This window comes from Nocardiopsis sp. NPDC055879, assembly GCF_053615935.1.
In genome coordinates, this window is sequence record NZ_JBSHCT010000040.1 from 1 (window position 1) to 23,499 (window position 23,499).

The following is a 23,499-nucleotide window of genomic DNA, read 5'->3' on the forward strand; positions in this document are numbered from 1 at the left end:
CACCCGTTGAAACAGCTCCCACAGTTTGTCCGGCACCAACCGCTCAACCATCGACACCGGGCCAGGCTATCGAGAATCCAAATGAGATGAGCTCTTAGCGGTAGGCCTCCGGCCGCTCACCGGTCGATGGTGAGCGCCTCCAGGGCTGTGGCTTTGTCGGCTTCGGTGGGTAGGGCATAGCGGCGGGTGGTGTTGATGTCGGCGTGCCCCATCAGTTCGGCGACCGTCACCAGGTCCACCGGATCGCGCGCCAGATCGCCGCGGCCGCGCACCAGGTCGGTGCCGAAGGTGTGGCGCAGCACGTGCGGTCCGAACGCCTCGCCGTCATCGTCCGGCCCGATCCCCGCCGCCGCGCCCAGCGCGGTGACCGCCGCGGCGGCCGCCCGGGTCGACAACCGCCCCCCGTCGCGGTTGCGCACCAGCGGCCCCGCGCCGGGGCGGCCGAGCTCGTCCAACAGCCGCTCCAGCGAGGAGCGCACCTCGGAGTGCAGCGGCACCGTGCGGTCCTTGCCGCCCAGGCGTCCCTTGCCGCGCACCCGCACCGTGCCCTTGCGCGCCGACAGCCGCAGATCGGCCACGTCCAGGGCGACGATCTCGGCGACCCGCAGCCCGGCGTAGTAGGCCAGGTGGCAGATCACCCGGTCGCGCACCGAGGCGTCCCAGGCCACGGTGCGCAGGAACCGCAGCTTGGCCCGCCCATCCAGAGCCCGTGGGGCGCTGGGACGGGCCAAGTGCTCGCGCACCACCTCGGGGCGCCCTGAACCGCGCAGGGCGAAGAAGGCATCCAGCGCGGCCAGGCGGTTGTTGATCGTGGCCGCCGACAGGCGAGCGCCCGCGCGGGTGCGGGTGTTCTTCAGGGTGCGCCGCCAGTCGCGCACCGCCCAGTCCCGCGCGGTCGCATCGGTGAGCGGGTCGCCGTCCAGCGCGCCGGCCTCGCGCGCGTCGGCGAGCCAGGCCAGGAAGTAGCCGACGTTGCGCCGGTACTTGTCGCGGGTGGCCGCGCCCAGGTCGGTCGCCGAGGCCAGTCTCTCGGCGAAGGCCGCGCGTTCGGCGTCCAGGTCGCCGGGCAGCGCCACGGTTCGGCGCGGCCGCCCGGTGTGTGTGTTTCCAGAAGTCGAATCAGTAGCCTGTTCAGCGGAGGAAGCTGTGTTTCCAGAAGTCACCCGGCCAGTCTAATTCCGGGAACACTAGTTTCCAGAAGTACGACACCCGCTGCGAACGTCGACTAAGTTACTCGCGGGTTACTTGTCCTGTTGCCGGGCCTTCGGGAGAACTGGGCCTCCTTGCAGAGAGGAGGCGGCACCAGGTAGAGGTGCTCGACTGACTCCAGTATCCATGTGTTCAGACACAATAACAAGCTACTATTGTGTTTGAACTAAAATAATTCCGTGTCCTTGTGCGCCACTCCGATCGAGGCACGAACTCACAGCGTGGAGGGGGTTTTCGTGACTGGTGGGCACTCGCCCGGAGTGCGACGGCGACGGCTGTCGGCCGCGCTCAAGCGACTCAGAGCCGGGAGCGGGCTGTCCGCTGCCGAGGCGACGAAGCGGTTGGGCTGGTCCTCGGCGACCAAGCTGACCAGAGCCGAACGCAACGAGTGGAAGTTCCCCAAGCGCGACGAGGTCGAGGCCCTGCTGGACCTCTACGGGGTGGAGGGTGATGACCGCACGCATCTTCTCAGTCTGACCGAGGAGGCTCGCGGGCGCAGTGATTGGCACAAATACGCTGACCTTTTCCCGGGGGCACTGCCTGACCTGGAGGCCGAGGCCGTCCGAATTCGGACATACGAGGTTGTGCTGATTCCTGGCCTGTTGCAGACCCCGGAATATGCGGCAGCGATCTCCTTGGCCAGCCAAGTGGTTCCACCTGATCAGATCGAGCGCAAAGTTGAGTCCCGTATGGCTCGCCGTGCGGTGCTGGACCTCCCCCAAGGGCCGCAGCTGACAGCAGTAATTGACGAACCCGCACTGCGTAAGGTCACGGGGTCGCACGCCATCATGGCTGAACAGCTGCGCTTCTTGATCGGTATGGCAGCGCACTACAAGGTGACGCTCCTAGTACTCCCTGATGAAGCAGGAGCCCATCCCGCCGTCGATGGAGCCTTCACCCTTTTTGATTTCCCTAGGCCAGAGCCGGGCATAGTCTCAATCCCCACCGTGGTGGAGGCGCTGTACGTTGAAGACGGAGACTACTTCGACAAACACGCGCTGATCTTCGACGCCGCCCAGAACCTGGCGCTGGACCCACAGAGGTCGCTAGACCTGATCGGTTCCATCGCCGCCGAGCACGACAAGCGAGCCTGAACATGTTGCTGGAGTTCCGCAAGTCCTCCTACTCCACCAGCGGTGACAACTGCGTGGAGATCGCACCCGTCCTCAACTTCCAGAAGTCCTCTTACTCCTCCGGTGGGGAGAACTGTGTAGAGGTCGCGGGGCTGCCCACGGGTGCCGCCATTCGTGACTCCAAGTACCCCGAACTGGGTTTCCTCCCTGTCGGGGCCGGTGAGTGGGCCTCTTTCACCCGTCTGATCGCCGCCGAAGCTCCCGACGCCTGATCCTGACCGCCTCCCGGTGGTGGGCCGTTCCCCGGCCCGCCACCGATCGGCAACACAGCGCCCGATCCGGCATTCCCCCAGTTCCGGGGCGTGGCATGATCGGCCGATGACCGACTTCCTCACCCAAGAACAGCTCGCCCGCCGTACCTCCGCCGCTGTGCAGGCCGCAGTCGGGGCCGGACGCGACCTCGGGCTCACGGTGACCGAACCTCGACTCCTCCACGACTTGTTCTCCGTGGTCGTGCACCTGGCGCCCTCCCCCGTCGTGGCCCGGATCCCCACCGTCCTGCCGGAATCCACGAGCCTGGAATCCCTGGCCGCACGCCAACGCGCGGAACTGGACGTGACCCGGTGGCTGGAGGAACAGGACGTCCCCGTGCTCCCACCCAGCCCCCTCGTGCCACGCCGACCCGTCCAGCGGGACGGGTTTTCGATGACTTGGTTCGCCCCCCCATCGACGTCGACTCCGTCGGCGCGTACCGCGACGCGGAGGGCAGGCTCCACGCCGTCAGCCTGAACTGCACCCACATGGGCTGCCGGCTGGCCCGGAACGCGGCGGAGACCAGCTGGGACTTGCCCCTGCCACGGTTCCCGGTACGACACCCACGGCAGCATCCTCAACGGCCCGGCGGTCGCGCCCCTGCCCACCGTCGACCTCGACGACGCCTGACCCCACCACCGGACCCGGCGGCGAGGGGCGGGTCGGACCGGACACCCGCAGGAGCCCGGGTGCCCGCCGGAAGCGCGACCGACGCGACCAGCCGTGGTCCGACCGCGGGCATCACCGGAACGGGAACCGCGCCACTCCCCGACCCGCTGGGCTCGGACACCACTCGGGAGAAGCGCCTGGACTGTTCCCGCCGGATCAGTCCACCAAGCACGCTTTGAGGGCCTGGAGAGCCAACGAGGCGGTCTGGGACCTCTCCAGAAGCAGGATGTCGCGATGCAGTTCGGTGTCGAGTCGCCCGTAGGTGATTCTCGGATCGCTGCTGTCAGCCGGGATCGGCACGCACGCGACGGCCAGGCCCTCTCGCACCAGCGCGAGCTGGGTCAGATGGTCGGCGACATGGAACGACACGTCGAGCTCGACGCCGTGCCGACGTGCGACCTGCTCGATGGCGGTGTGGGCGTCCGAGCCCTGGGCGCAGGTCGCCCAGCGCTCTCCGGCCAGGTCACGAATACTGAGAGGGTCGTGGGACCGCAGAGAATGGTCGCCCGGCATCGCGATGAACAGGGCTTCTCGTGCGATCTGTTCTGCGACCACACTCGTCGGCAACCGCAGAGGGGAAGCGCTCCAGGACTCGGCGAGCACGAGATCGACGGCCCCGGCCGCGAGGCGGGCGAGATGATCGGTGGTCTCCCCGTCCTCGACGGAGACCCGCACGCGGGGGTACTCACGGTGAAACGCGGCCAGCTTGGAGCCGAGCACGCTTCGGATGGCGGAGGCGATCGCCGCGACACGCAGATGACCGACGTAGGTCTCGTCGCGGTGAAGATCGTTCTCCGCCTGCTGCATGGCATCGGCCACCTGCCGGGCGTACCCGGCGAGCACCTCGCCCTTCGTGGTGAGGCGGAGGCCGCGCCCGTCCGGCACCACGATCTTCGTCCTCGCCTCGGCCTCGATGCGCCGCAACTGCTGTGACACAGCGGGACCGCTCATGTGCAGTACCGTCGCGGCCCGGGTCACCGACCCAGTCCGGGCCACGGCGTCCAGTACGCGGAGACGGTCCCATCCCATAGTCATAAGGAATTCTTAACATAAATGAGCAGAACTATGAAGTAGTGCTGACTCCGGGTGTGAACCTACCGTCGAGTCATGTCTTCTGTCGCTCCACGCTCTCCATCCCACACTGGTCGGACGGTAAGGAAAGACGGCCCCGTCGTCGCGTCGTCTCTGGTCCTGGCTGGAGCGCTCTGCCTTTCGGTTTCGGCGATCCTGGTGAAACTGGCCGGCGTCGACGCCGCCACGACCGCAGTGGCACGGTGTGCGATCGCCGTGGTCGTGCTGATCCCCCTGGCACTTCGGGAACGGGCGCGGGCCGGGGCCCTGTCACGCGGCGGTGTGCTGTGGTCCCTCGCCGCCGGGGCTGCGCTGGGCATTGACTACGCCGCCTGGACCGCCTCGATCTACCACGTCGGCGCGGGGATCAGCACCGTCCTCATCAACGTACAAGTCGTGGTCCTGCCCGCGCTGGCCTTCCTCATCGACCGGGAGAGGGTCACGACGCGCTTCATCATCACGCTCCCGCTGATGCTCATCGGGATCAGCCTGGTCGGCGGGCTGTGGAACGCTTCCCTCCGGGGTCCGGACACGAGTACCGGTGTGCTGCTGGGTGTCATCGCGGGTTGTGGCTACGGCGTGTACCTGTTCATCACCCGCCGAGCGACACGACGCGACCCGGGCCTGTTCGTTCAACCGCTGACATGGGCGTCGGCCTCCGCCGCGGCCGCCACCGTCATGGTCTCGCCCCTCTCCGGCGGCATCCAGCTGAGCGGGATCTCAGTCCGGTCGTGGGTGCTGCTCGGGCTCCTGGCGGTACTCGGCCAGGTGGTCGCGTGGTTGTTCATCCACCACGGCAGTGTCTTGTTGCCGTTGACGACGACCGGTGGACTGCTGTTGATCCAGCCGATCCTCGCACTCGGCCTGTCCGCGCTGATCTTGGGTGAGCATCCCACGTTCCTGCAGTTGGTGGGAGCCGCAGTCGTGGTCACCGGTGTCGCTATAGCAAACGGCCTGCTGTTTCGAAACCGCACGCACTAGACCGTTGATGGAATTTTGGTGGAACTCCCACGTGCGCGGCGAAGGGCGTCGAGGACCCAGAGGGCGGCCCATGGCCTTGACGTCCTTTCAACAGTGCCGTCTCCGCGAAACCCGGTACACGACAGGCCGGGAGGATGAGGCATGCCAGCATCGCAAAAGTCCCCGATAAGCTGCGCAAACCTACCCCCGCCTGACGGTGAAGGCCCCCAGGGGTCGTCTGAACCCAAATATTTCACTGGGGTTTGCTGCATCTAAGTCGCGACTCCAGAGAGACGGTAAGCTCAACTTACCATTACTGTTCAACGCTTATAAGTTGCCCCAAGGAGACGGTCTGCGTATGGTGAGAACATGAACACCCCAATCATCACCGGAACACAGAGAAAAATAGCGGATTCAACCAATGGCACCAATACTCGAATTTTCGAGTAAAGGTTTTCTGCCGACTCGGCCAACCCTCTCGCCGAGTGATTCCCCATGCTGACGAGCACTGTTCACCGAACTTGATTTGCCCTGATCAATCACGACCGAGTATTCCATCGGGATTGTCGACAATATATCAATAAAAATCCCGAGGTCATGCGGTCAGTCCGGCATAAGACTGTCAGGAGAGCGAACAATCAGCAGCAACACCGACCTTGGCCTGTTAACGTCGATCACCCTTCAACCTGACGGGAGGGCGCCAGGATCGAAACGCGAGATAGCTGACAGCACTGACTACGACAACTATTTCCGCATCCGTCGCGAGGCCGACCCGGAGAGGTGGTCCAGTGCGGCCCGGAAGGTCGCCAAGGAGGTCGTGGAAGACCTGCCTTCCAGCAGTCTTGACGAGGCGACTCAACGCGATCTCCTGACAGGGATCTCCACACTCCTCCTGTCAGCATCCCGGTGGTCGGAAAGATCGGATACTGCCGGGGGCACGGAGTCGACCCAGGTTCCAGCTCGTGAGGTCCGGGTGTCGGTCACCCGCTGGAAGGTCGGCCACCACCTATTCCATCTTCTATTATCGATCATGAACAGGCACAGTGACGATGCACTCGCCGCGCTGCGTGAGGAAGATTGGCATCCAGCCACATCGAACATTGACGACCTGGCCTCCCTCCTCGACTCGGCCACAGCCGCAATGCACTACGCCTCAGACTTTCCGCGTGAAAGCTACGAAGGCATCATTCGGCCCAGCATGGAACCGCCCTGGATGCCGTCTGGGTTCTCAGGAATATTCAACCAGGATCACCAGGTATTCGAAAGCAACCTCAAAGAACTGCGGAAAGCCGGCAAGTCCCCGAATATGACGGGCGAGTGCCGGTCGGCGCTGAAACAGCTGTGGCGAGCACAGTCGAAGAACCGACGCGACCACCGGAATATCTGCGAGAAGTTCGTGCCTGGCGGTGATTCGATCCTCCAGCAGCACTTCGCCAACAACAACGAAAAGGATAGCGACTGATGCCCGTCACCGTGATCGAACACTGGCACCTGAACGAAGAATCCTCTCGCAACGCTTTTTCTGTCATGCAGGAGATGGACGATCTGGTCGAGGACAACGCACACGCGGCCCCCGGATGGGACGGCCATGCACGTTTCTTCCAGTTGGAGGACGACACGTCCCACGTACTGATGATCTACAACTGGGGTTCGAAAGAGGAGGCCGAGGCCATGCTTGAGTCCGAGAAGGACCTTCTCGCCGATTTCATCAGGACCCGTTGCACCCGAGACCGGGAGATCGAGTTCGCCGAGGAGCTCCCCGTCGATGTCTAAACGAGGAGAGCCAGTCGACGTCGGCGACTGGCCGGCGAGGAAGTTCCGCGAACACGGCGAGTTCCTGCTGGAGGAGCTCGAACGATGGTTCGTCGGTCTCCGCTCCCAGTCCGTGCGCCCCCCGCCGCGCGAAGCCCGCGACGTACTCGAGGACTTCGGATCGCTGGCCCCGAAGGATCCCGAGCCGTTCGACCACGTCGTCACGGACACCATCGATCGCGTGTTCAAGGGCTCGGTCCTGTGGAACCACCCCCGTCACCATGCCTACTTCAGCAATAGTTCGAGCGCTCCCGCCATCCTCGCGGAGGCGTGCACGGCGGCGCTGAACACCAACGTCATGGTCTGGGACGCTGCTCCGGCGGCAGCGGCTGTGGAACGGCAGGTTCTACGGTGGCTCGCCTCCCTCGCCGCGCTCGACTGGCCGGATCCTGACTCCGTGCTCGTCGACGGAGCGTCGCAGGCGACGCTGTACGCACTGGCAGCGGCCCGTGAACACCTGTGTGAGCATGATTTTCGAACCCTGGGCGCGACCGCCGGCCCGGTGTTGCGGGTCTACTGCTCCGAGCAGACGCACAGTTCGGCCGACAAGGCGGCGATCACGCTCGGCATCGGGCTGGCCAACGTCGTGCGCGTGTCCGACCAGGACGGCCTGCTCGATCCGGTGGCGCTGGAGGAGCAGATCCGGTCAGACCGCGCACAGGGGATGATGCCGCTCGCTGTTGTGGCGACCGTGGGAACCACGAGCACAGCGGGGCTCGATCCCCTCGGCAGAATCGCTGAGGTCTCAGCGCGCCTCGGAACTTGGCTGCACGTCGACGCCGCGTTCGGAGGGCTCTGGCGGGCGAGCTCCGAGTTGGCAGCCGTGATCCCTTCACTCGAAGGCGCAGACTCGGTCGTCATCAACCCGCACAAGGTCCTCTTCTGCCCCATGGAAGCGAGTGCGCTCTACTGCCGCCATCCGGGGGCACTCGTCAAAACGTTCTCACTGGTCCCGGAGTACCTGCGGACCGACACCGGCGACGACCGCCTGGACTACATGAACTACTCGACACAGTTGGGTAGGCAGTTCCGTGCGCTCAAGGTCTGGTGGATCATTCGCTGCTTCGGCACGCGGGGCATCTCCGCACGACTTGACCACACCGTCAAGATCACCCGCCACCTCGAACGGTGCGTGGAGGCGGACCCGGTATGGGAGGTCGTGGCACCGACGCCGCTGCCGCTGATATGCATACGGCCGAGCGGCATCGGTGGCTCCGACGAGGAATCCGACCGCGTGTGCAAGGCAGTCCACGACCGGATCAACCGGAACGGCCACAGCGCCGTGTCACATGCCAGGGTGAACGGCCGATACGTCATCCGCATTTCAGTCGGAAACATCCACACTGAATGGCGTGATCTTGAATACCTGTGGCAGCAGATCACCACGTCCACCACTGCGGCGTTAAGGGGATGAGAGCCATCATGACCACTGAGAACGACATCCTGGCGGGCGAGCAGACCACCTTCTCTGAACGCGCGGCCCAAGCGGGGGTCGTCGGCCGATGGTCGCGGGCGAACGAAGTGCTCCCGTGGCGGCCCGAGCCGAGATCGCGCACACAGAAGTGGTCCTACTCCGACCTGCGCGAACTGGCCGTCGAAGTGAGCCAGGAGGTGAAGGAGGATTCGGGAGCGCTACGGGTGCTCACGATGCTCAATCCCGGGCACCCCGAGTCGGAGGCCGCGGCCGGCCATCTGTACGCGGGACTCCAGCTCCTCCTTCCGAACGAGGACATGCACAGCCATCACCACGCGGCTACGGCGGTGCGCTTCGTGCACCAGAGCGACGGCGGCTGGACAGCGGTCGACGGGAACAAGATCTACGTGGAGCCCAAGGACGTCGTCGTGACCCCGTCCATGCTCTGGCACGAACACGGCAACGACGGCGACTGCCACGTCATCTGGCAGGACTGCACCGACGACCCCCTGGTCACGGCCATGGCGGCGAGCTACTTCGACCTGCACCCGAGCAGGAGCCACCTCGGTGCGAAGACGGGTCCGGCGGACGTCCCGCCGACCGAGCACCGTTCCGCCTCTTTCGGCGGTTCCGGGCCCGTGCTGCGACCAGGAGGCGGACACGTCGGCCCTCAGGAACTGCACTACTCCTGGCGGAGCACGAAGGAGGCGCTCAAGGCGGCGCGCCCCCGCCGGGACGGGACGGCCGCCGTCACACTCGCGGACACCCGCGGCGGCTCGATGACGCCCACCATCGGCGCGAGGTTCGTCCACATCCCAGCCCACGGTGTCTCCCAGACCTCCCGGCAGACCGGAGCGCGGATCATGATCGCGGCGGAGGGGGTCACCGAGGTGAGGATCGACGACTCCGTCCACGTCCTGCGCCAGGGCGACACTTTGGCCGTTCCCTCTTGGTCGTGGGCGCAGATGAGGAACACGGGCGACCAAGAAGGCATCGTGTTCGAGTATGACGAGTCACCGATGCTCGGGGCGCTGGGCCTTTACAGGGAGGAAGGGCAGGATGGTACGTGACACCCGGGCGGTCGCCCTCCTCTGCAGTTCGTCCTCCACGGTGGAGGGCCGTGACGGCCGATGGCGTGACTGCGGAGTCTGGGCCGAGGAGTTGGTCCGGCCGTGGAAGGTCTTCCTTGACTACGGGTTCCGGGTCGTGGTGGTTTCTCCGGACGGGGAGCCCGTACCCATCCAACCAGCGAGCGTCGAAACCGATTCGTGTCTGATGACCCGTGTCGAGCTCACCGACACACTCGATTTCCTCGGACGGCACCGGCCCGAACTCGAGAGACCGGTGGCCCTCGGAGACCTCCTCGAAGGCGGTCACGCCGACGGGGTCTTCGTTCCCGGGGGCTACGGACCCACCGCGCAGCTGCGCACTGACGATCTCGTGGGCTCGTTCATGGAACGGTGTCTGCGTGAGTCCACTCCCGTCGCAGCGGTATGCCATGGCGTGTCAGCGCTCCTAGCACTGGACACCTCAGGTTCCGCTCCGGTCCCCCGCTCGGTGACAGGGTTCAGCAACGCGGAGGAACGGGCCGCCGGCGCCGACACGTGGGTTCCGTTCCTCCTTGAGACCGAACTCGTCCGACACGGTTTCGACTACTCGGCCGCTCCGCCGTGGTCCTGCCATGTCCTCCAGGACGGTTCCGTGATCACCGGGCAGAATCCGGCGTCGAGCGAGGAGGCGGCCAAACGCCTGGGAGCCCTGATGTGACTGACAGCCGCTAAGCGCCTTTCCTGAAGTTCTGTGCGTAACCCCAGACCAGAACAGGGCAGCGGGCACCTGTTGACAAGGACCCCGCCGGGGGTTGGATCGAAGTTGCACCATCGTCTGACCACCCGGCGAGGTCGTGATCAGTATGCGCCCGCCCACCGTGTTCGCCCAAGCCCCCACCAACGACATCACCGACCTCCCCCATCAGCTCAAAGGCCAGTGGAGAGTGGCCCTGCGAGCCGTCATGGTCCTGCTGTCCTCGCACGGCCTGCCACCCGCCCAGATCGCCGCCCTGCTGGACTAGGGGGTCGAGGAGGATCGCCGAAGAAAATCCCGTTAGCGGCCTGACCTCCGCTTCGGTTCGGTGACGGGCCGATTCTGGGCATCTCGGGGGCCATACGTTCTGGCCCATGCGACATGAGTTCCTCTCCGACGAGCAGATCGCTCGCTACGCCCGCTTCCCCGACGAGGTGTCCATCGGCGGCCTCGAGCAGTTGGGGTCCGAGTAGGAACGGAACGGGGAGTCCCGGCAACTGTCACATCTGTTGACGCCCGATCTATCCAAGAGTCCTCACCAGCGCTAGCCGGGGATTACCGGAAGCCAGAAACCGACATAAAGGGGCAAACCACACGGAGAAGGTAGACCACTCACAAACACCGAACTGGTCTACCTTCTGACCTGCACGAACGCCACGGCGGTGGGCCGGGGCGACCTCCGGGCGGGTGTGGCCTCCCGCCCGGAGGTCTGGTCACCGAGAGTGCTTGATACGAGGGTCAGCTCTTGCCCGTGAGCTGGGTGAGTAGATCGACCACGTCCCGGTTCTGGCCGTGGGGGTCGTTGAACTGGCGCACCACCTCGGAGATCGCCGCCGCCTGGATGGTGGGCATCCACTGGCCCAGCACCGCCATCACGTCGGGCAGCTCGTGGGCGTAGACCCAGTCCATGTCCATGTGCGTTTCCAGGGACACCATGTACCGGGGTGTGCCCTCGGCCCGGGCGTAGACGGTCAGCGTCAACGGCAGTGCCAGCGCGTCGGGGTCACCGACCTGGAACCACTGCTTGTAGCCGGTCGCCTCGAACGCCTTCTCGTTCCCGTCGCCTTCGGGCCAGGCGGCCCAGAACTCGTCTTCGGTCTTGATCCACTTGCCGTTGGCGAAGCAGGGTGCGTGGCGGTGACCTGCCATCATATGTCCTTTCCGACCACCCTGGGGTGGGTTCAGTCCTGGTCGGCCCGGGGGCGAGCCAGACGGTTCTTCAACAGGTCGATGAGCTTGCTCGCGGCCGGTTTGGTGGGCCGGTTGATCACCGTGGCGCGCCGCTCTCGGGACCTGCGCGCCTCGATGCCGGTGCCCTTGAGCGCGGTGGCCACGTCGGCGTCGAAGTCCTCAGGTTTGACCTGGTCGACCAGGGCCAGCAGGAAGCGAGGAATAGTCTAGACCTGTGGATCGGCGTGTCGTGCGACTTGCCTTTCTGACTTCTTATCGGATCACTCGACGAGCTGGCCGCCGTAACGTTGGCAGCAACGTGAACGCCGATCAGTCGCGCGCGCCAGCGGCCGCGGCGTCGTGCAGGACGAAGGTGGCGAACCCTAGCTCGCGTCGGGCGCCGCTCAGCCAGGCGTCGCGATTCTCACGTGCAGCGGCGAATGCCTGGTCACGATCCTCGATCGTCGAGGCCTCCCGCACGGCCCAGTCGACGAGCGACCCGGTCCAGCTGAACTGGTAGTCGTCCCACTCGGCCAACGTGCTGACGTGCCCGTACGACGGCTCCAACCCGTGCTCATGGATGGCTCGCACGAGGCCGGCGAGGTCGGGATAGGCGTCGGCGGAAACCTCAAGCGCTGCCAGCGCAGAAGCCGACGGGGCGCCCTCCCAGATGCTGTCGCCGATCAGCGCTTGGCCACCGGGGCGTAGGTGCCGCCGGACAGCGCCCAGCATGTCCTCCAGCCGGCCGAAGGCGTGGCTCGCACCGACGCACAGCACCACGTCGAAGACCCCGTCGTTCCAGGTGGCGGCATCCATCTCAATCCAGCGCACCCGGTCGCTCAGTTTCCGCTCGTTGGCACGCCGCGCGACAGTGGTTGGGAGCATGTGGTCGATCCCTACGCCAGTGATTCCGGGGTGGGCGAGCAGCAGCTCTTGCAGCCACTCGCCCTCGCCGCACCCGAGGTCAACGGCGCGGGCACCGTCGCTTGGGCTCAGCCAGCCGACCAGTTCGCGTAACCGCTCGGGCGCCACCGGCGCCGCGATCGGATGGCGCAGGTGGGCAATGTCGAAGATCTCGGAGCGCTCCATCTCAGCGACGCTACAGTAGGATTCAGCCGAGGCTGAGACGCCCCAGAGCGAGGAGCGTGGTTCCCGCCGCACCTGTGGGATCGGCGCGTCATGCGACGTGCTGATCGCCTCCTGAGTTCCCGTCGGGTCGCTCGACCAGGACGCCGCGTTCGAAGGTCGCGCCAGCGCGGACGAGGGCGACCAAGTGGGGTGCGTTGACCGCTCGCCACCGATGCCGGGCGGACTGGATCAGCTTGAACGCCTTCGCCACTCCGGCCGCACGGGAGCCGGGTCCTTTGGTCACCCGCTGCCGCAACCGGACGGTAGCGAAGGTCGACTCGATCGGGTTGGTGGTGCGCAGGTGGATCCAGTGGTCGGCCGGGTAGTAGTAGAACGCCAGCAGGACGTCGAGGTCGTCGGTGATCATCTCGGCCGCCTTGGGCCACTTGGTCCCGTAGTCCGCGACGAATGCCCGCGCCGCCGCTTCGGCGTGCTGCTTGTCCTCGGCGTTGGTCTACTGCCCCAGGATGGCGGGGGTGAAGAACAGGTACTCCCGAGGGATCGGACGCTCGACCTCACGCATACGCACACCGTAGGACGATCACCACGGTTGACAGCGAAGCCGCACCGAGCCTTCGTGGCTTCGCTCGCTGTGCTCTCGGGGCCGTCAACCGTTGGATTTTCCGCGAAAATTACCGGGCCCCCTAAGACCCGAACCGTTCGAGCACCGTTCGCGCCGTCTGTATTTGAACGTCCCTGACCTGGGCGAAGAGCGCGAAATCCTGGGGGTGTTCCTCGATCAGGCCCTCCTGCGTCGCCGCCTCCGCCTCGCGCCAGACCTCGACCACCGAGGCGTCCTCCTTGCAGGCCACGTCCGCCGTCGCCACCTCTTTCTCCTCCCGTGACGGATCGCCTTCCCCTTGCGTCCAACGCTCATCGGCCGAGGCCTCGGCCGGAGTGGGATAGTCCAAGCCCCGATCCGCCATGCAGGCGCTCCAGGCGGAGAAGACCTCGACCACCGGGGGCGCGCTTTGGGAGGTCTCGAAGCTCGCGTGGATGTAGGAGTTCAACAGGTCGTAGTCCATGTCGGGGACACCCGCCGTGATGTCCCCGGCCGCCTCTTCCAGGCACCCGGTTTCGCCCTCGCCCCCGTGAGCCGCTCGGTGCTCGGTGGCCAGGAGGGTGAGCCGGTCCTCCCGCGTCTCCTCCACGAGGGCCTCGTCCGCCGCCCCTGGCGGGGCGCCATAACCGTACTGTTGGGCCACCTCGGTCTCGATCACGCCGTATCGACGTCGGTGCGCGGGGTCGGTTCCCTCCTCCTCGGGGACGGGGAGCACCTGCCAGTCCATGCCGTGTCCTCGCATGCACTCGCGCACGAGCAGGTCCTCGGCGTAGTCGAGCGTTCGCATTTGGAAGGGGGAGAGCGTGTACTCGTCGAAGGGCAGGGTCAGCGACCGCACCCTCTGCTCGGCGGGAAGGTAGCGCTCCCCGCCTCCCCCCTCCTGTACGCCGCAGGCGGTGAGTCCCAGGGCAACGCACAGCGACCCGGCCACCGAAAGAAGTCTGTTCATCGGTTTGTTCGGGCATGGGAACCCGGTCCTTCAGATCCGGGATGAAACGCCCTATTCCTTCCATTGATTCTCCACCGGAAGGGTGCCGGGGAGGCCGCGCTCGACCTCCCCGGCACGCCGATCACCAGACTCGGATCGAGCTGATCCTGTTGTCGAATCCGTTGTCGGTCAGGTCCTTGTCGGAGGAGTTCTTCTGGGCGTAGTAGGACGCCCCCTTGTATTCCGCGTGCTCGTAGAAGGAGGCGTTGCTGGACTTCTGGTTCTTCATGGAACTGGCGTTGTCATTGACGCTACGGCAACCCGACCCGCTCCAGCAGTTGCCGGCCAGGTTGCGGTCACTGCCGGAGGTCCGCCAGGACCCGCCCTTGTAGTCGTCGTGCTCGTAGAGGTAGATGTAGGTGGCCTGCGCCTCGACCATGGGGATGCTCGCGGCCGAGGCAGTCGGAGCGGTGCCGAGCACACCGGCGACGGCGACGGCGGCCACCATCGCGGCGGTGGCGAACAATCGCTTGTTGGCAGACATGGATTCCCTCTCTCGGCTGGAGACGCCAATGGCTGCCACGACCGGAATGGCCCGGCCGCGCTTCGCGGCGTCCTCCAATGACATTAGGCGAGGGGCTCGAACTTGAAAAGAAAATGCCTTGGCCACATTAGGCCGCCGCCGGCATGACATTCCGGAATTAAAAGACCATACTGGAGCAATTACGGATAAAAATTAATGCCCGCCGGCATTGCTGAATTCGATGGCCGCCATGATCCGGCAGAGAAGACAGGCAGGGGTGTGGTCGCCGCTCACCCGCGCCGGTGCCATGCGGTCCGACCTCCTGGGGCGTGATCCGGGCACGCCGCGCCCGCAGGGGTTGTCCACAGGCGGTGTCGTCCCTCTTCCGCCGCCCGCCTCGAAAACCTAGCCTGAGGAGGTGAGCGAAACTCCCGGCACCCCCTCGCCCCACCCCTTCGACGTCGAGGCCTTCCTCGCCCGGCCATTGGTCGCCCGCGTGGCCACCACCAACGCCTCGGGCGCACCCACCGTCAGACCGGTCTGGTTCCTGTGGGAGGAGGGGGTGCTGTGGTGGATCACCGGTGAGTACGCGGTCATGGCCCAACACCTGGAGCGCGACCCACGCACCGCCGTGGTGATCGACACCTGCGACCTGCGACGCCAGGAATACCTACAGGTGATCATGCGGGGCAGAGCCGAAGTGGTGTCCTTCGACCCGGCCCTGGCCCGACGTAAACTCCGCCGCTACCTGGGCGAGGACGAGACCACCTGGCACCCGGACTTTCGCCACTACGCCGACGACGCCCGCCTGGTGCGCCTGGTCCCCGAACGCGTCGTGGTCAAGGACCTGTCCAAGGCCCTGCCCTGACCGTGCGCACCGGACGCGAACCTCGCCGCACCAAGACCGGCCCTGAGCCGATCCTGGTGCGGCGGGTCCGCTACCGGGAGGGGCGGTCGCGACTCTGGTCGACGATCCGTCGCAGTGCGGCGAGGTGGTTCTCGATGGCCGCACGCCCGGTGTCGGTCAGTCGCAGACTGGTGCGCGGGTACTTGCCCACATAGCCCTTGTGCACCTCTACGTATTCGTGCGTCTCCAGCTTCCCGATCTGCTTGGACAGGGCCGACTTGGACAACCCCGCCCCCTCGCGCACGAAGGAGAAGTCCGCCCAGTCGCTGGAGGCGAGCAACGCCAGGATCTTCAACCGTGTGGCGTCGGCCAGCAACGGGTCGATCTCCATGGTCCTAACCTCGGTTTTCCGGCCTGGCCATCCACCACTTGGCGAAAGGCGGACCCGCCAGGGCGAGCACCAGACCCACCACGGCCCCCGAGATCGGGTAGGTCTCACCCAGTAGGTGCGAAACGGCCATGTTGATCGAAATGAACAGCGCCAGTACCACCAGCATGACCACGAGGGACAACGTTCGGCGTCGACGGCCGGCCACGCCGGTCAGTCGTGCGCGATTGCCGGTGAGCCAACCCCATCGGGCGGACCTGTTGAGCACGGCGGCCAGCACGGCCACCACGACCAGCCCCCAGGAGAGGTAGGTGCCCATCTGCGGGCTCATGAGCCAAAAGAGCGCCGACGCGGCGAACACCGCGATGCCGGCCACGGCCCAGGGCCCGCGCCTGTGCACCAGCGCGCCGGCGGCCTCCCGCTTCGCCTGGTCGACTTCCTGGAGGTCTCGCTCGGCGTCGGACGGGTCGATCTGATTCATGTTGTCCTCCACTCACCTAGTTTCCTTTGAGGAAACACTAAGGTCCGACGCGCTCCCGACGCAACCCTTGTGGCGACCCCGATCACGCCTTCGACGGAGCCGGGTGAGTGAGGGGGCCACCCGGCTCCTGGATCGGACCACAGGTCAGAGCCCCGCTTCGATCCCCCCGAATCGCCGGCCGGCGCCACGAAATAAGCGTGCGAGAGGGGGCGGCGACTGCCAACATGAGCCGGGCGCCCACCCCACGCGAAAGGACACACGTGCCCGCTCCCGACCCGAACCGGCTCCACCCCACCACCCGACCCGACCTGACCAACGTGGTCTTCCTACGGGCCCAGGTCACCTCGGAGCTGATCGAGGTGGGCGAGTACACCTACTACGACGACCAGGGCAGCGGGGTCCCCTTCGAGGAGGCCTGCGTGCTCTACAACTACGGCCCCCAACGTCTGGTGATCGGCCGCTACAGCGCCATCGCCCCGCAGGTCACCTTCCTGATGCCGGCCGGCAACCACCCCACGATCGGTCCCTCCACCTACCCGTTCACCATGTTCGGCGGCGAGTGGGGCGAGCGCACCCTGGAGACCTACCTGTCGATTCCGGCCCCGCCCGACACCCTCATCGGCAACGACGTGTGGATCGGCCGAGGCGCCACCATCATGCCGGGAGTGAGCATCGGCGACGGCGCGATCGTCGCCGCGCGCAGCGTGGTGGTCAAGGACGTCGAACCCTACGCCCTGGTGGGCGGCAACCCTGCCCGACAGCTACGCTCGCGCTTTGATGAACAGGACGTGGCCCTGCTGTTGGAGGCCCGCTGGTGGGACTGGCCGGTGGAAGCGGTCACCGAACACGCCGCGCAGATCATGGGCGCAACCCCCACCGAGCTGGCGCGGATCGCCCGCCAGGTCCGGGCGGGTTGATCACGCCCCTACTCGCCGGTGGCCCCGTCGATGCGCTCCCGCAGCAGGTCGGCGTGGCCGTTGTGGCGGGCGTACTCCTCGATCATGTGCACCAGCACCCACCGGTGCGAACAGTCCTGGCCGTGACGTTGCCGCTTACCGATGGCCTCCAGCGGAAGTGCCGCCGAGACCTCGCGCGCGTGGGCGATCTCGGCGTGCCACAGGGCGAAGGCCTCCTCCACCGAGGCGGTCTCCACCTGGGAAAAGTCGGCGTGGGGGTCATCAGCGCTCTTGATGGAGTCGGGCACCTCACTGCCCTCCAGGGTGTAGCGGAACCAGGCCCACTCCACCGAGGCCATGTGCCGCACCAGGCCCAGCAGGGACAGGTCCGAGGGAGGCACCGAACGTTGGCGCAGTTGCGCCCGGCTCAGACCTTGGCACTTGACCTCCAGGGTCTGGCGGTGCCAGTCCAGCCAGTTGGCGAGCATGAGGCGTTCGTCGGCGATGAAGGGCGGGTCGATACGTGGATCGGTCATGGGCAACGACCCTAGGACTCCCCGCTCATCCGGGCCACAGGTTTTGGCCACCCGTCCACCAGGGCCCCAAGTCCTCTGGGAGCGCTACCGAAGGCCCAATAGGATCATCATTCATGGACACTAGAGAACTCGGCCCCCTCGGCCCTGTCGGCGTCGTGGGTTTCGGAGCCTGGCAGATCGGCGACGCCTGGGGGCAGGTCAGCGAGACCGACGCCATGGACGCCCTCGAAACCGCCGTGCGGGAGGGTGTCACCTTCATCGACACCGCCGACGTCTACGGCGATGGGCGTAGCGAGCGCCTGGTGGGCCGGTTGCTTCAGGACCACCCCCATCTGACCGTGGCGACCAAGATGGGCCGACGTATGGCCCAAGAGACCGCCCACTACAACCCCGGCAACTTCCGCGCCTGGAACGACGACTCACGCCGCAACCTGGGCGTGGACACCATCGACCTGGTGCAACTGCACTGCCCGCCCAGCGCCGTCATCGACACCGACGCGGTCTTCGACGACCTGGACGCCATGGTCGATGAGGGCCGCATGCGCGCCTACGGGGTGTCGGTGGAGACCTGCGAGCAGGCCCTGGCCGCCATCGCCCGCCCCAACGTGGCCGGCGTGCAGATCATCCTCAACGCCTTCCGACTCAAGCCGTTGGAGAAGGTCCTGCCCGCGGCCAAGGCCGCCGGGGTGGGCGTGATCGCCCGCGTCCCGCTGGCCAGCGGCCTGCTCACCGGCGGGTACACCCCCACCACCAGCTTCGGGGAGGACGACCACCGCAACTTCAACCGTCAGGGCCAGGCCTTCGACCAGGGCGAGACCTTCGCCGGCGTCGACTTCGCCACCGGTCTGGCGGCCGTGGAACGCCTGCGCCCCCTGGTGCCCGAAGGCACCACCATGGCCCGGTTCGCGCTGCGCTGGATCCTGGACCAGGAGGGGGTGAGCACCGTGATCCCCGGGGCTCGCAACGCCGACCAGGCCCGCGGTAACGCCGCCGCCGCACAACTGCCGCCGTTGGACGCCAAGACCCATCAGCGGGTGCGCGAGGTCTACGACGAGCTCATCCGCCCCCAGGTTCACGAGCGCTGGTGAGCATCCCCGGTGTGCCCGCTCCGGTCGGGGCGGGCACACCGGGCAGATCCCCCGGATCGATCCCCAGGCCTTGGGCCAGCCTCGCTCGTGCCAGGGACGCACCCGTCCGGGCCACGTCGTGGCCTTGTCCGGGCGCTGTACCCGGGGCGGCCCTGGGCCCCCCTTTCTCGAAGGAGCGCCCACCGCGCCGTATCGAGGCGCCGATTCGCTCCAACAGCTCCGGGGCCAGTTCCCCCTGGTCGGGGTCGGCCGTCGGTGGGAGAGGGTCCTGTCCCGAACGTGGCGCGGGGATCAACCCCCTCAGCGCCCCCTGCCCCTCAGCGGAGTCCTGGCTGCGAGGCGGCGCCTGGGGGTGCACGATCTCACCTGGAACGTCGCGGCAGGGCCCCTGGCACAGCAGGCAGCGCCCACCGGGGTGGTTGCGCACGCCCGGGTGCTCGGGACAGGTTTTGTCGGCCTTGCCCAGTGCGTCGAGTACGAACTCCGGGGGCCGATCGAACAGGTCGCCGTCGACCTGGCCTTGGTCGGAGTCGGGCCACGGCTCGGGCGCAACGCCCCAGTCCACACCCGTGTTCCAGGGCCGGTGCACTCCTCGCCCCAAATGCCCGTCCAGGAACGCCTGCGCGCTGCTCAGGTTCCCCATGCGCCGCATCAGGGCTCCGAAGGGGCGACCCAGGCCGCCTATCCCGGACAAGAGCGCACGCACCTGCTCCAGTGGCAGCCCGGCCTTCAGTAGCCACTCCGCCCTACGTTGCAGAGCCGACCGGTCCGCGTGAGGGCGCAGCAGCGACCGGTCGGGGATACGCGCCAACAGATCCCACAGCCCGTCGTTGCGCTTTTCGGGTTTTTCGGGCGAGGTGGTCTTTTCGGGCGACTCTGGGGTGGTAGAGGTTTCAGACCCGGACGGACCCCCTTCTCCCCTGTTACTTGTCCGGTGTTCCCTTCTAGTAGTTGACCCACCACTGTCCGGCTGTCGCTTGTGTGACTGTCCAAAACCCTCAAGTCCGAGCTGTGGGGTGTCGTAGGCGGTCACCTCCGTGAACAGACGCCGGCCACGACGCTTCTTCTCTCGGAACAGGTAGGCGTAATCGGCGAGTTCGTTGAAGGCCCTCAGGTAAGCCTCGCGGCCCTGGGCCCGATCGCCCCGCGCCAGACGGGCCTTGCGCCACTGACCCTCGGCGGTCAAAGAGGAGTTGAAGGCGTCGGTGTTCGACAAAGCTTCGATCAGCATCATGCGCGCCAGGGGGCTCAAGCGCTCGTCCCGAATCAGCGCATTGGGAACCAGGGTGTAATTCGACCTGATTTTGCTGCGTATGACCTTCATCGTCCACCCCCGACCGGAGCGAAGGTGAAGAGGTTTCGCGTAAGCGCCTGTGAGTGGGGGCGGAAGAAGCTAGACTTCAACACGCACCGCCTTCCTGCGTCTGAGGAGTCGGTGAGCCGCATCCCTGTTGTGGCAGGGATCGGTCAGGGGCTGCCCACCGGTGCTGCTTACACCAGGGCGGCCCCGAACTCTTTTCGGGTGTGCCAACTCATGTACGGATAGCCGAAGAGGATCGCACGAACACCAGTTCGCCCGACCTCGACGTGAAGAACTTTGACACACCCTCGCAAGGCGCGCGGGGCTTTTCTCTGAAAAACTCCTCCCCATCGATTTTTCGCACCCAAAAAACACCCGTTTCCCGCAAAAGGGAAACCTTCCGCGATTCAACAAGAGCGGAACAAATCGACAAAAAGCCCCGCAGGCCCATCAGGGCCCACGGGGTTTTCACGACGAACCGAACGCTAGATGAGGCCCTGGGCCAGCATCGCGTCGGCGACCATCTCGAACCCGGCCAGATTGGCGCCCAGCACGTAGTCGCCCTTGGCGCCGTGCCGCTCGGCCGCCTCCTCACACCGGTCGTGGATCCCGGCCATGGTCTCGGCCAGCTCCGACTCGGCGTGGTCGAAGGACCACGAGGTGCGGCGCGCGTTCTGACGCATCTCCAGCACACTGGTGGCCACACCACCGGCGTTGGCCGCCTTACCCGGGGCGAAGAGCACCTTCGCCTCACGGAAGACCTGCACCGCCTCAGGCGTGGTGGGCATGTTCGCGCCCTCCGACACCGCCAGCACACCGTTGTTCACCAGCGTCTTGGCGGCGGTGGCGTCCAACTCGTTCTGGGTGGCGCACGGAAGGGCCACGTGGCAGGGCACGTCCCACACACTGCCGCCCTCCACGTACTTGGCGCCCGGGCGACGGTCGGCGTAGACGCTGATGCGCTCACGGTCGACCTCCTTGATCTGCTTGAGCAGATCAAGGTCCAGCCCGGCCTCATCGACCACGTAGCCGGCCGAGTCCGAGCAGGCCACCACGGTCGCGCCCAACTGCTGGGCCTTTTCCACGGCGTAGATGGCGACGTTGCCCGAACCGGACACCACCACCTTGAGTCCGTCCATCCCGCGCCCGTTGCGCTCCAGCATGCGCTGGGTGAACATGACCGTCCCGTACCCCGTGGCCTCGGTACGCACGGCGGAGCCGCCCCAGTCCATGCCCTTGCCGGTGATGACCCCGGCTTCCCAGCGGTTGCTCAGCCGCCGGTACTGTCCGAACATGTAGCCGATCTCACGAGCGCCCACGCCGATGTCACCGGCGGGGATGTCGGTGTACTCGCCCAGGTGACGGTGCAGTTCGGTCATGAACGACTGGCAGAACCGCTCGATCTCGTTGTCGGAGCGACCCTTGGGGTCGAAGTCGCTGCCGCCCTTGCCGCCGCCGATGCCCATACCGGTCAGGGCGTTCTTGAAGATCTGCTCGAAGCCCAGGAACTTGACCACGCCCAGGTTCACGCTGGGGTGGAAGCGCAGACCGCCCTTGTAGGGGCCAAGGGCGCTGTTGAACTCCACCCGGAAACCCCGGTTGACGTGGATGCGGCCCTGGTCATCGCGCCAGGGTACGCGGAAGATGATCTGACGTTCGGGCTCGCACAGGCGCTCCAGGACACGCTCGGTGGCGTAGCGCGGGTGCATGGACAGCGCCGGGGACAGACACTCCAGCACCTCCAGTACCGCCTGCTGAAACTCCGGCTCGTCGGGGTTGCGGCGTGCCACGTGCTCGAAGGCACTACGGACGCCCGGGTGGTGGTCCTCCCGGGCACCATGGGAAAACGGCATGCGAGTACGTTCCCTTCTCAACATTGGAACGGGCGCCCCGCACGCCGTTGTACCGGGAACCTCTGTCATCCATCGAAACCTAGGTGGGATACCGCCTCAAAGGGCCCATACAGGCGGTAATCGCCCCCCATGCTTCCAGTGTATTACCTTGATATGAACATACCCCTCTGGCCTGCTCCGAAGGACGCACCATCTCCTTCGGCCCGGCCTCCAGGCACGCCCTGGGCCGGCCACGACACCCTCATCCGGTGCCCCGCCCGGGGTCGACATCCCTGGGTATACCCATCCTGAGCACCCCATGCGTCACACCACTCACTTGGGCCCCACGCACATCCTCGCAGGCCGGGACACCGCCGCGAAGAGCCGATAACGTGACCGTGCCCGGGCCCCGCGATGAACCGCGGGTGGCCGCGTACCCACCGTGAGTCGGCCCCACGCCAAGGAGAGCCCGCCATGCCCGGTGACCAGGACCACCCGCTCCAGGGCGGCATGATGAACACCGTCACCCGCCGCGGTGACCGCGTGGTGCGCACCGCCCCCGACCACGCACCCACCCTGCACACCTTCCTGACCCGCCTGGCCCAGGCCGGGTTCACGGGCGCCCCCGCGCCCCTGGCCCTGCGCCCCGACGATGGGCGCGAGGAACTCACCTTCATAGAAGGAGAAGTGGCCCTGCCGCCCTTCCCCGCGTGGGCCCTGCGCGATGAGGCCCTGGTCCAGGTGGCCGCCCTCTTGCGCCGCTACCACGACGCCGCCGCGACGATCCCCCTCGACCCGGACGTCGACTGGCCCACCGCGCTCTCCGACCCCGAAGGAGGCACCCTCCTGTGCCACAACGACCCCTGCCTGGAGAACATCGTCTTCCGCCACGGCCGGGCCGCCGCACTGATCGACTTCGACCTGGCCGCCCCGGGCCGCCCCGTATGGGACCTGGCCGCACTGGCCTTCTACCTCGGCCCGACCCTGGACCCCGAATCGGCCACCACCAGCGGCTTCCAAGGCCTCAACGTCGCGCGACGACTACGTTTGATGGCCGACGCCTATGACATGACCCGCAGCGATCGAGAGATCCTCCCCGCCACGGTGCGCCTCTACAACGAGGTCTCTCGTACCTTCGTGCGCACCATGGTCGAGGGCGGAGAGCCCCTGTTCATCCGCGACCTGGAACGCTTCGGCGGCTGGGTCCGCTGGGACCGACGCAACGACTGGCTCACCCAACAGGAGCCCCGCTTCCTGCGCGCTCTGCTCGAGTCAACTTGGCCCGGCCCTGAAGGACCGGGCTTGGAGGTAGTGCCCAACCGGCTGCTGGGGTGGACTCCTCCGTCCAGACACCCCTTATGGGGTGGCAGGGACGCGTGACTCACGCCCCGCGTTCCACACTCTCTCGCCACGAGTGGCGATGTTGTGGGAAGCATTCCGATCGGCGTGGGCAACGACCCCACACCCCCGACAGATGAAAAGCCCCTGGTCGAGGCG

24 protein-coding genes and 5 pseudogenes are annotated in these 23,499 nt (G+C 66.4%); 15 read left to right on the forward strand and 14 right to left on the reverse strand.

Translation table 11 applies throughout. The annotated features are described in order from the left end of the window. Window positions 1–116 precede the first annotated feature (116 nt). On the reverse strand, window positions 117–1,076 hold the full coding sequence (locus ACWGKS_RS28285; protein ID WP_358514987.1) for a tyrosine-type recombinase/integrase: 960 nt from the start codon (window positions 1,074–1,076) through the stop codon (window positions 117–119). A 312-nt stretch (window positions 1,077–1,388) separates the two neighbouring features. Between ACWGKS_RS28285 and ACWGKS_RS28290 the strand changes: the two genes are divergently transcribed. From ACWGKS_RS28290 to ACWGKS_RS28305, 4 genes and pseudogenes are all read left to right on the forward strand, one after another. Next, window positions 1,389–2,303, forward strand: a complete 915-nt coding sequence (locus tag ACWGKS_RS28290; RefSeq protein WP_358514984.1) for a helix-turn-helix domain-containing protein — start codon at window positions 1,389–1,391, stop codon at window positions 2,301–2,303. A gap of 2 nt (window positions 2,304–2,305) precedes the next feature. Beyond that, a complete protein-coding gene (locus ACWGKS_RS28295; protein WP_452524697.1) occupies window positions 2,306–2,554 on the forward strand; it encodes a DUF397 domain-containing protein in 249 nt (82 codons plus the stop codon). A 106-nt stretch (window positions 2,555–2,660) separates the two neighbouring features. Then, window positions 2,661–2,999: pseudogene (locus tag ACWGKS_RS28300) on the forward strand (aminoglycoside phosphotransferase family protein); the annotation flags it as partial. Between the two features lie 162 nt (window positions 3,000–3,161). Further along, window positions 3,162–3,224, forward strand: a pseudogene (locus tag ACWGKS_RS28305) (hypothetical protein); the annotation flags it as partial. 195 nt (window positions 3,225–3,419) lie between these two features. Here the strand turns inward: ACWGKS_RS28305 and ACWGKS_RS28310 are convergent. Continuing rightward, window positions 3,420–4,298, reverse strand: coding sequence for a LysR family transcriptional regulator (locus tag ACWGKS_RS28310; protein WP_452524699.1), 879 nt, complete (start codon window positions 4,296–4,298; stop codon window positions 3,420–3,422). Between the two features lie 72 nt (window positions 4,299–4,370). On the opposite strand from ACWGKS_RS28310, the gene ACWGKS_RS28315 reads away from it, so the two are divergent. The 7 genes and pseudogenes from ACWGKS_RS28315 to ACWGKS_RS28345 form a co-directional block, all read left to right on the forward strand. Then, complete coding sequence (locus ACWGKS_RS28315) at window positions 4,371–5,315, forward strand: DMT family transporter (protein WP_358514978.1); 945 nt, start codon at window positions 4,371–4,373, stop codon at window positions 5,313–5,315. 796 nt (window positions 5,316–6,111) lie between these two features. Beyond that, the gene (locus tag ACWGKS_RS28320; RefSeq protein ID WP_358514975.1) at window positions 6,112–6,756 is read left to right on the forward strand and encodes a hypothetical protein; all 645 of its coding nucleotides are present in this window, start codon (window positions 6,112–6,114) and stop codon (window positions 6,754–6,756) included. Next, entirely contained in the window at window positions 6,756–7,067 is a 312-nt protein-coding gene (locus ACWGKS_RS28325; protein WP_358514972.1) for a hypothetical protein, read from the forward strand. Before ACWGKS_RS28320 ends, ACWGKS_RS28325 begins: the two co-directional genes overlap by 1 nt. Beyond that, window positions 7,060–8,520: a pyridoxal phosphate-dependent decarboxylase family protein gene (locus tag ACWGKS_RS28330; protein ID WP_358514969.1), complete on the forward strand. Its 1,461-nt coding sequence runs from the start codon at window positions 7,060–7,062 to the stop codon at window positions 8,518–8,520. The genes ACWGKS_RS28325 and ACWGKS_RS28330 overlap by 8 nt, the downstream gene beginning before the upstream one ends. A gap of 8 nt (window positions 8,521–8,528) precedes the next feature. Then, on the forward strand, window positions 8,529–9,590 hold the full coding sequence (locus ACWGKS_RS28335; protein ID WP_358514966.1) for a cupin domain-containing protein: 1,062 nt from the start codon (window positions 8,529–8,531) through the stop codon (window positions 9,588–9,590). After that, window positions 9,580–10,287 (forward strand): type 1 glutamine amidotransferase domain-containing protein, encoded by a 708-nt coding sequence (locus ACWGKS_RS28340; protein ID WP_358514963.1) that lies wholly within the window; start codon window positions 9,580–9,582, stop codon window positions 10,285–10,287. The genes ACWGKS_RS28335 and ACWGKS_RS28340 overlap by 11 nt, the downstream gene beginning before the upstream one ends. A gap of 145 nt (window positions 10,288–10,432) precedes the next feature. Continuing rightward, window positions 10,433–10,588 (forward strand): annotated as a pseudogene (locus ACWGKS_RS28345) (IS630 family transposase); the annotation flags it as partial. Between the two features lie 473 nt (window positions 10,589–11,061). Here the strand turns inward: ACWGKS_RS28345 and ACWGKS_RS28350 are convergent. The 6 genes and pseudogenes from ACWGKS_RS28350 to ACWGKS_RS28375 form a co-directional block, all read right to left on the reverse strand. Further along, on the reverse strand, window positions 11,062–11,472 hold the full coding sequence (locus ACWGKS_RS28350) for a hypothetical protein (protein ID WP_358514960.1): 411 nt from the start codon (window positions 11,470–11,472) through the stop codon (window positions 11,062–11,064). A 32-nt stretch (window positions 11,473–11,504) separates the two neighbouring features. Next, window positions 11,505–11,657, reverse strand: coding sequence for a hypothetical protein (locus ACWGKS_RS28355; protein ID WP_358514958.1), 153 nt, complete (start codon window positions 11,655–11,657; stop codon window positions 11,505–11,507). A gap of 166 nt (window positions 11,658–11,823) precedes the next feature. Next, on the reverse strand, window positions 11,824–12,582 hold the full coding sequence (locus ACWGKS_RS28360; RefSeq protein ID WP_358514956.1) for an SAM-dependent methyltransferase: 759 nt from the start codon (window positions 12,580–12,582) through the stop codon (window positions 11,824–11,826). 88 nt (window positions 12,583–12,670) lie between these two features. Next, a pseudogene (locus tag ACWGKS_RS28365) lies at window positions 12,671–13,072 on the reverse strand (transposase); the annotation flags it as partial. 193 nt (window positions 13,073–13,265) lie between these two features. Next, window positions 13,266–14,132, reverse strand: coding sequence for a hypothetical protein (locus tag ACWGKS_RS28370; protein ID WP_358514953.1), 867 nt, complete (start codon window positions 14,130–14,132; stop codon window positions 13,266–13,268). 121 nt (window positions 14,133–14,253) lie between these two features. Then, window positions 14,254–14,655, reverse strand: coding sequence for a peptidase inhibitor family I36 protein (locus ACWGKS_RS28375; protein ID WP_358514950.1), 402 nt, complete (start codon window positions 14,653–14,655; stop codon window positions 14,254–14,256). Window positions 14,656–15,052: 397 nt separating this feature from the next. Between ACWGKS_RS28375 and ACWGKS_RS28380 the strand changes: the two genes are divergently transcribed. After that, the gene (locus ACWGKS_RS28380; RefSeq protein ID WP_358514947.1) at window positions 15,053–15,502 is read left to right on the forward strand and encodes a pyridoxamine 5'-phosphate oxidase family protein; all 450 of its coding nucleotides are present in this window, start codon (window positions 15,053–15,055) and stop codon (window positions 15,500–15,502) included. 70 nt (window positions 15,503–15,572) lie between these two features. On the opposite strand, the gene ACWGKS_RS28385 is transcribed toward ACWGKS_RS28380, so the two are convergent. Both ACWGKS_RS28385 and ACWGKS_RS28390 read right to left on the reverse strand, forming a co-directional pair. Then, entirely contained in the window at window positions 15,573–15,872 is a 300-nt protein-coding gene (locus ACWGKS_RS28385) for a winged helix-turn-helix domain-containing protein (protein ID WP_087096337.1), read from the reverse strand. Window positions 15,873–15,876: 4 nt separating this feature from the next. After that, window positions 15,877–16,350 (reverse strand): hypothetical protein, encoded by a 474-nt coding sequence (locus ACWGKS_RS28390; protein ID WP_358514943.1) that lies wholly within the window; start codon window positions 16,348–16,350, stop codon window positions 15,877–15,879. Between the two features lie 260 nt (window positions 16,351–16,610). Here ACWGKS_RS28390 and ACWGKS_RS28395 point away from each other — a divergent pair, with 260 nt between their 5' ends. Beyond that, complete coding sequence (locus tag ACWGKS_RS28395) at window positions 16,611–17,267, forward strand: CatB-related O-acetyltransferase (protein ID WP_358514940.1); 657 nt, start codon at window positions 16,611–16,613, stop codon at window positions 17,265–17,267. 8 nt (window positions 17,268–17,275) lie between these two features. On the opposite strand, the gene ACWGKS_RS28400 is transcribed toward ACWGKS_RS28395, so the two are convergent. Then, complete coding sequence (locus ACWGKS_RS28400) at window positions 17,276–17,782, reverse strand: DinB family protein (RefSeq protein WP_358514937.1); 507 nt, start codon at window positions 17,780–17,782, stop codon at window positions 17,276–17,278. A 113-nt stretch (window positions 17,783–17,895) separates the two neighbouring features. On the opposite strand from ACWGKS_RS28400, the gene ACWGKS_RS28405 reads away from it, so the two are divergent. Further along, window positions 17,896–18,870 carry an aldo/keto reductase gene (locus ACWGKS_RS28405; protein ID WP_358514934.1) on the forward strand — a complete coding sequence of 325 codons (975 nt, stop codon included), beginning with the start codon at window positions 17,896–17,898 and terminating at the stop codon, window positions 18,868–18,870. On the opposite strand, the gene ACWGKS_RS28410 is transcribed toward ACWGKS_RS28405, so the two are convergent. Both ACWGKS_RS28410 and gdhA read right to left on the reverse strand, forming a co-directional pair. Continuing rightward, window positions 18,839–20,104, reverse strand: a complete 1,266-nt coding sequence (locus tag ACWGKS_RS28410) for a hypothetical protein (RefSeq protein ID WP_358514931.1) — start codon at window positions 20,102–20,104, stop codon at window positions 18,839–18,841. The genes ACWGKS_RS28405 and ACWGKS_RS28410 overlap by 32 nt on opposite strands. Before the next feature lie 551 nt (window positions 20,105–20,655). Next, window positions 20,656–22,023: an NADP-specific glutamate dehydrogenase gene (gene gdhA / locus ACWGKS_RS28415; protein WP_358514928.1), complete on the reverse strand. Its 1,368-nt coding sequence runs from the start codon at window positions 22,021–22,023 to the stop codon at window positions 20,656–20,658. A 453-nt stretch (window positions 22,024–22,476) separates the two neighbouring features. On the opposite strand from gdhA, the gene ACWGKS_RS28420 reads away from it, so the two are divergent. Beyond that, on the forward strand, window positions 22,477–23,382 hold the full coding sequence (locus ACWGKS_RS28420) for a phosphotransferase (RefSeq protein ID WP_452524705.1): 906 nt from the start codon (window positions 22,477–22,479) through the stop codon (window positions 23,380–23,382). On the opposite strand, the pseudogene ACWGKS_RS28425 reads toward ACWGKS_RS28420, so the two are convergent. Next, a pseudogene (locus ACWGKS_RS28425) lies at window positions 23,359–23,499 on the reverse strand (RNA-guided endonuclease TnpB family protein); the annotation flags it as partial. The gene ACWGKS_RS28420 and the pseudogene ACWGKS_RS28425 overlap by 24 nt on opposite strands.

Excerpts from the sequence above, each read along its gene's own strand:
- ACWGKS_RS28385 (WP_087096337.1), bottom strand. The coding sequence starts at position 15,872 with ATGGAGATCGACCCGTTGCTGGCCGACGCCACACGGTTGAAGATCCTG.
- ACWGKS_RS28330 (WP_358514969.1), top strand. The coding sequence starts at position 7,060 with ATGTCTAAACGAGGAGAGCCAGTCGACGTCGGCGACTGGCCGGCGAGG.
- ACWGKS_RS28335 (WP_358514966.1), top strand. The coding sequence starts at position 8,529 with ATGACCACTGAGAACGACATCCTGGCGGGCGAGCAGACCACCTTCTCT.
- ACWGKS_RS28400 (WP_358514937.1), bottom strand. The coding sequence starts at position 17,782 with ATGACCGATCCACGTATCGACCCGCCCTTCATCGCCGACGAACGCCTC.
- ACWGKS_RS28405 (WP_358514934.1), top strand. The coding sequence starts at position 17,896 with ATGGACACTAGAGAACTCGGCCCCCTCGGCCCTGTCGGCGTCGTGGGT.
- ACWGKS_RS28295 (WP_452524697.1), top strand. The coding sequence starts at position 2,306 with ATGTTGCTGGAGTTCCGCAAGTCCTCCTACTCCACCAGCGGTGACAAC.
- ACWGKS_RS28420 (WP_452524705.1), top strand. The coding sequence starts at position 22,477 with ATGCCCGGTGACCAGGACCACCCGCTCCAGGGCGGCATGATGAACACC.
- ACWGKS_RS28325 (WP_358514972.1), top strand. The coding sequence starts at position 6,756 with ATGCCCGTCACCGTGATCGAACACTGGCACCTGAACGAAGAATCCTCT.
- ACWGKS_RS28360 (WP_358514956.1), bottom strand. The coding sequence starts at position 12,582 with ATGGAGCGCTCCGAGATCTTCGACATTGCCCACCTGCGCCATCCGATC.
- ACWGKS_RS28410 (WP_358514931.1), bottom strand. The coding sequence starts at position 20,104 with ATGATGCTGATCGAAGCTTTGTCGAACACCGACGCCTTCAACTCCTCT.
- ACWGKS_RS28370 (WP_358514953.1), bottom strand. The coding sequence starts at position 14,132 with ATGAACAGACTTCTTTCGGTGGCCGGGTCGCTGTGCGTTGCCCTGGGA.
- gdhA (WP_358514928.1), bottom strand. The coding sequence starts at position 22,023 with ATGCCGTTTTCCCATGGTGCCCGGGAGGACCACCACCCGGGCGTCCGT.
- ACWGKS_RS28310 (WP_452524699.1), bottom strand. The coding sequence starts at position 4,298 with ATGACTATGGGATGGGACCGTCTCCGCGTACTGGACGCCGTGGCCCGG.
- ACWGKS_RS28350 (WP_358514960.1), bottom strand. The coding sequence starts at position 11,472 with ATGGCAGGTCACCGCCACGCACCCTGCTTCGCCAACGGCAAGTGGATC.
- ACWGKS_RS28340 (WP_358514963.1), top strand. The coding sequence starts at position 9,580 with ATGGTACGTGACACCCGGGCGGTCGCCCTCCTCTGCAGTTCGTCCTCC.
- ACWGKS_RS28315 (WP_358514978.1), top strand. The coding sequence starts at position 4,371 with ATGTCTTCTGTCGCTCCACGCTCTCCATCCCACACTGGTCGGACGGTA.
- ACWGKS_RS28375 (WP_358514950.1), bottom strand. The coding sequence starts at position 14,655 with ATGTCTGCCAACAAGCGATTGTTCGCCACCGCCGCGATGGTGGCCGCC.
- ACWGKS_RS28390 (WP_358514943.1), bottom strand. The coding sequence starts at position 16,350 with ATGAATCAGATCGACCCGTCCGACGCCGAGCGAGACCTCCAGGAAGTC.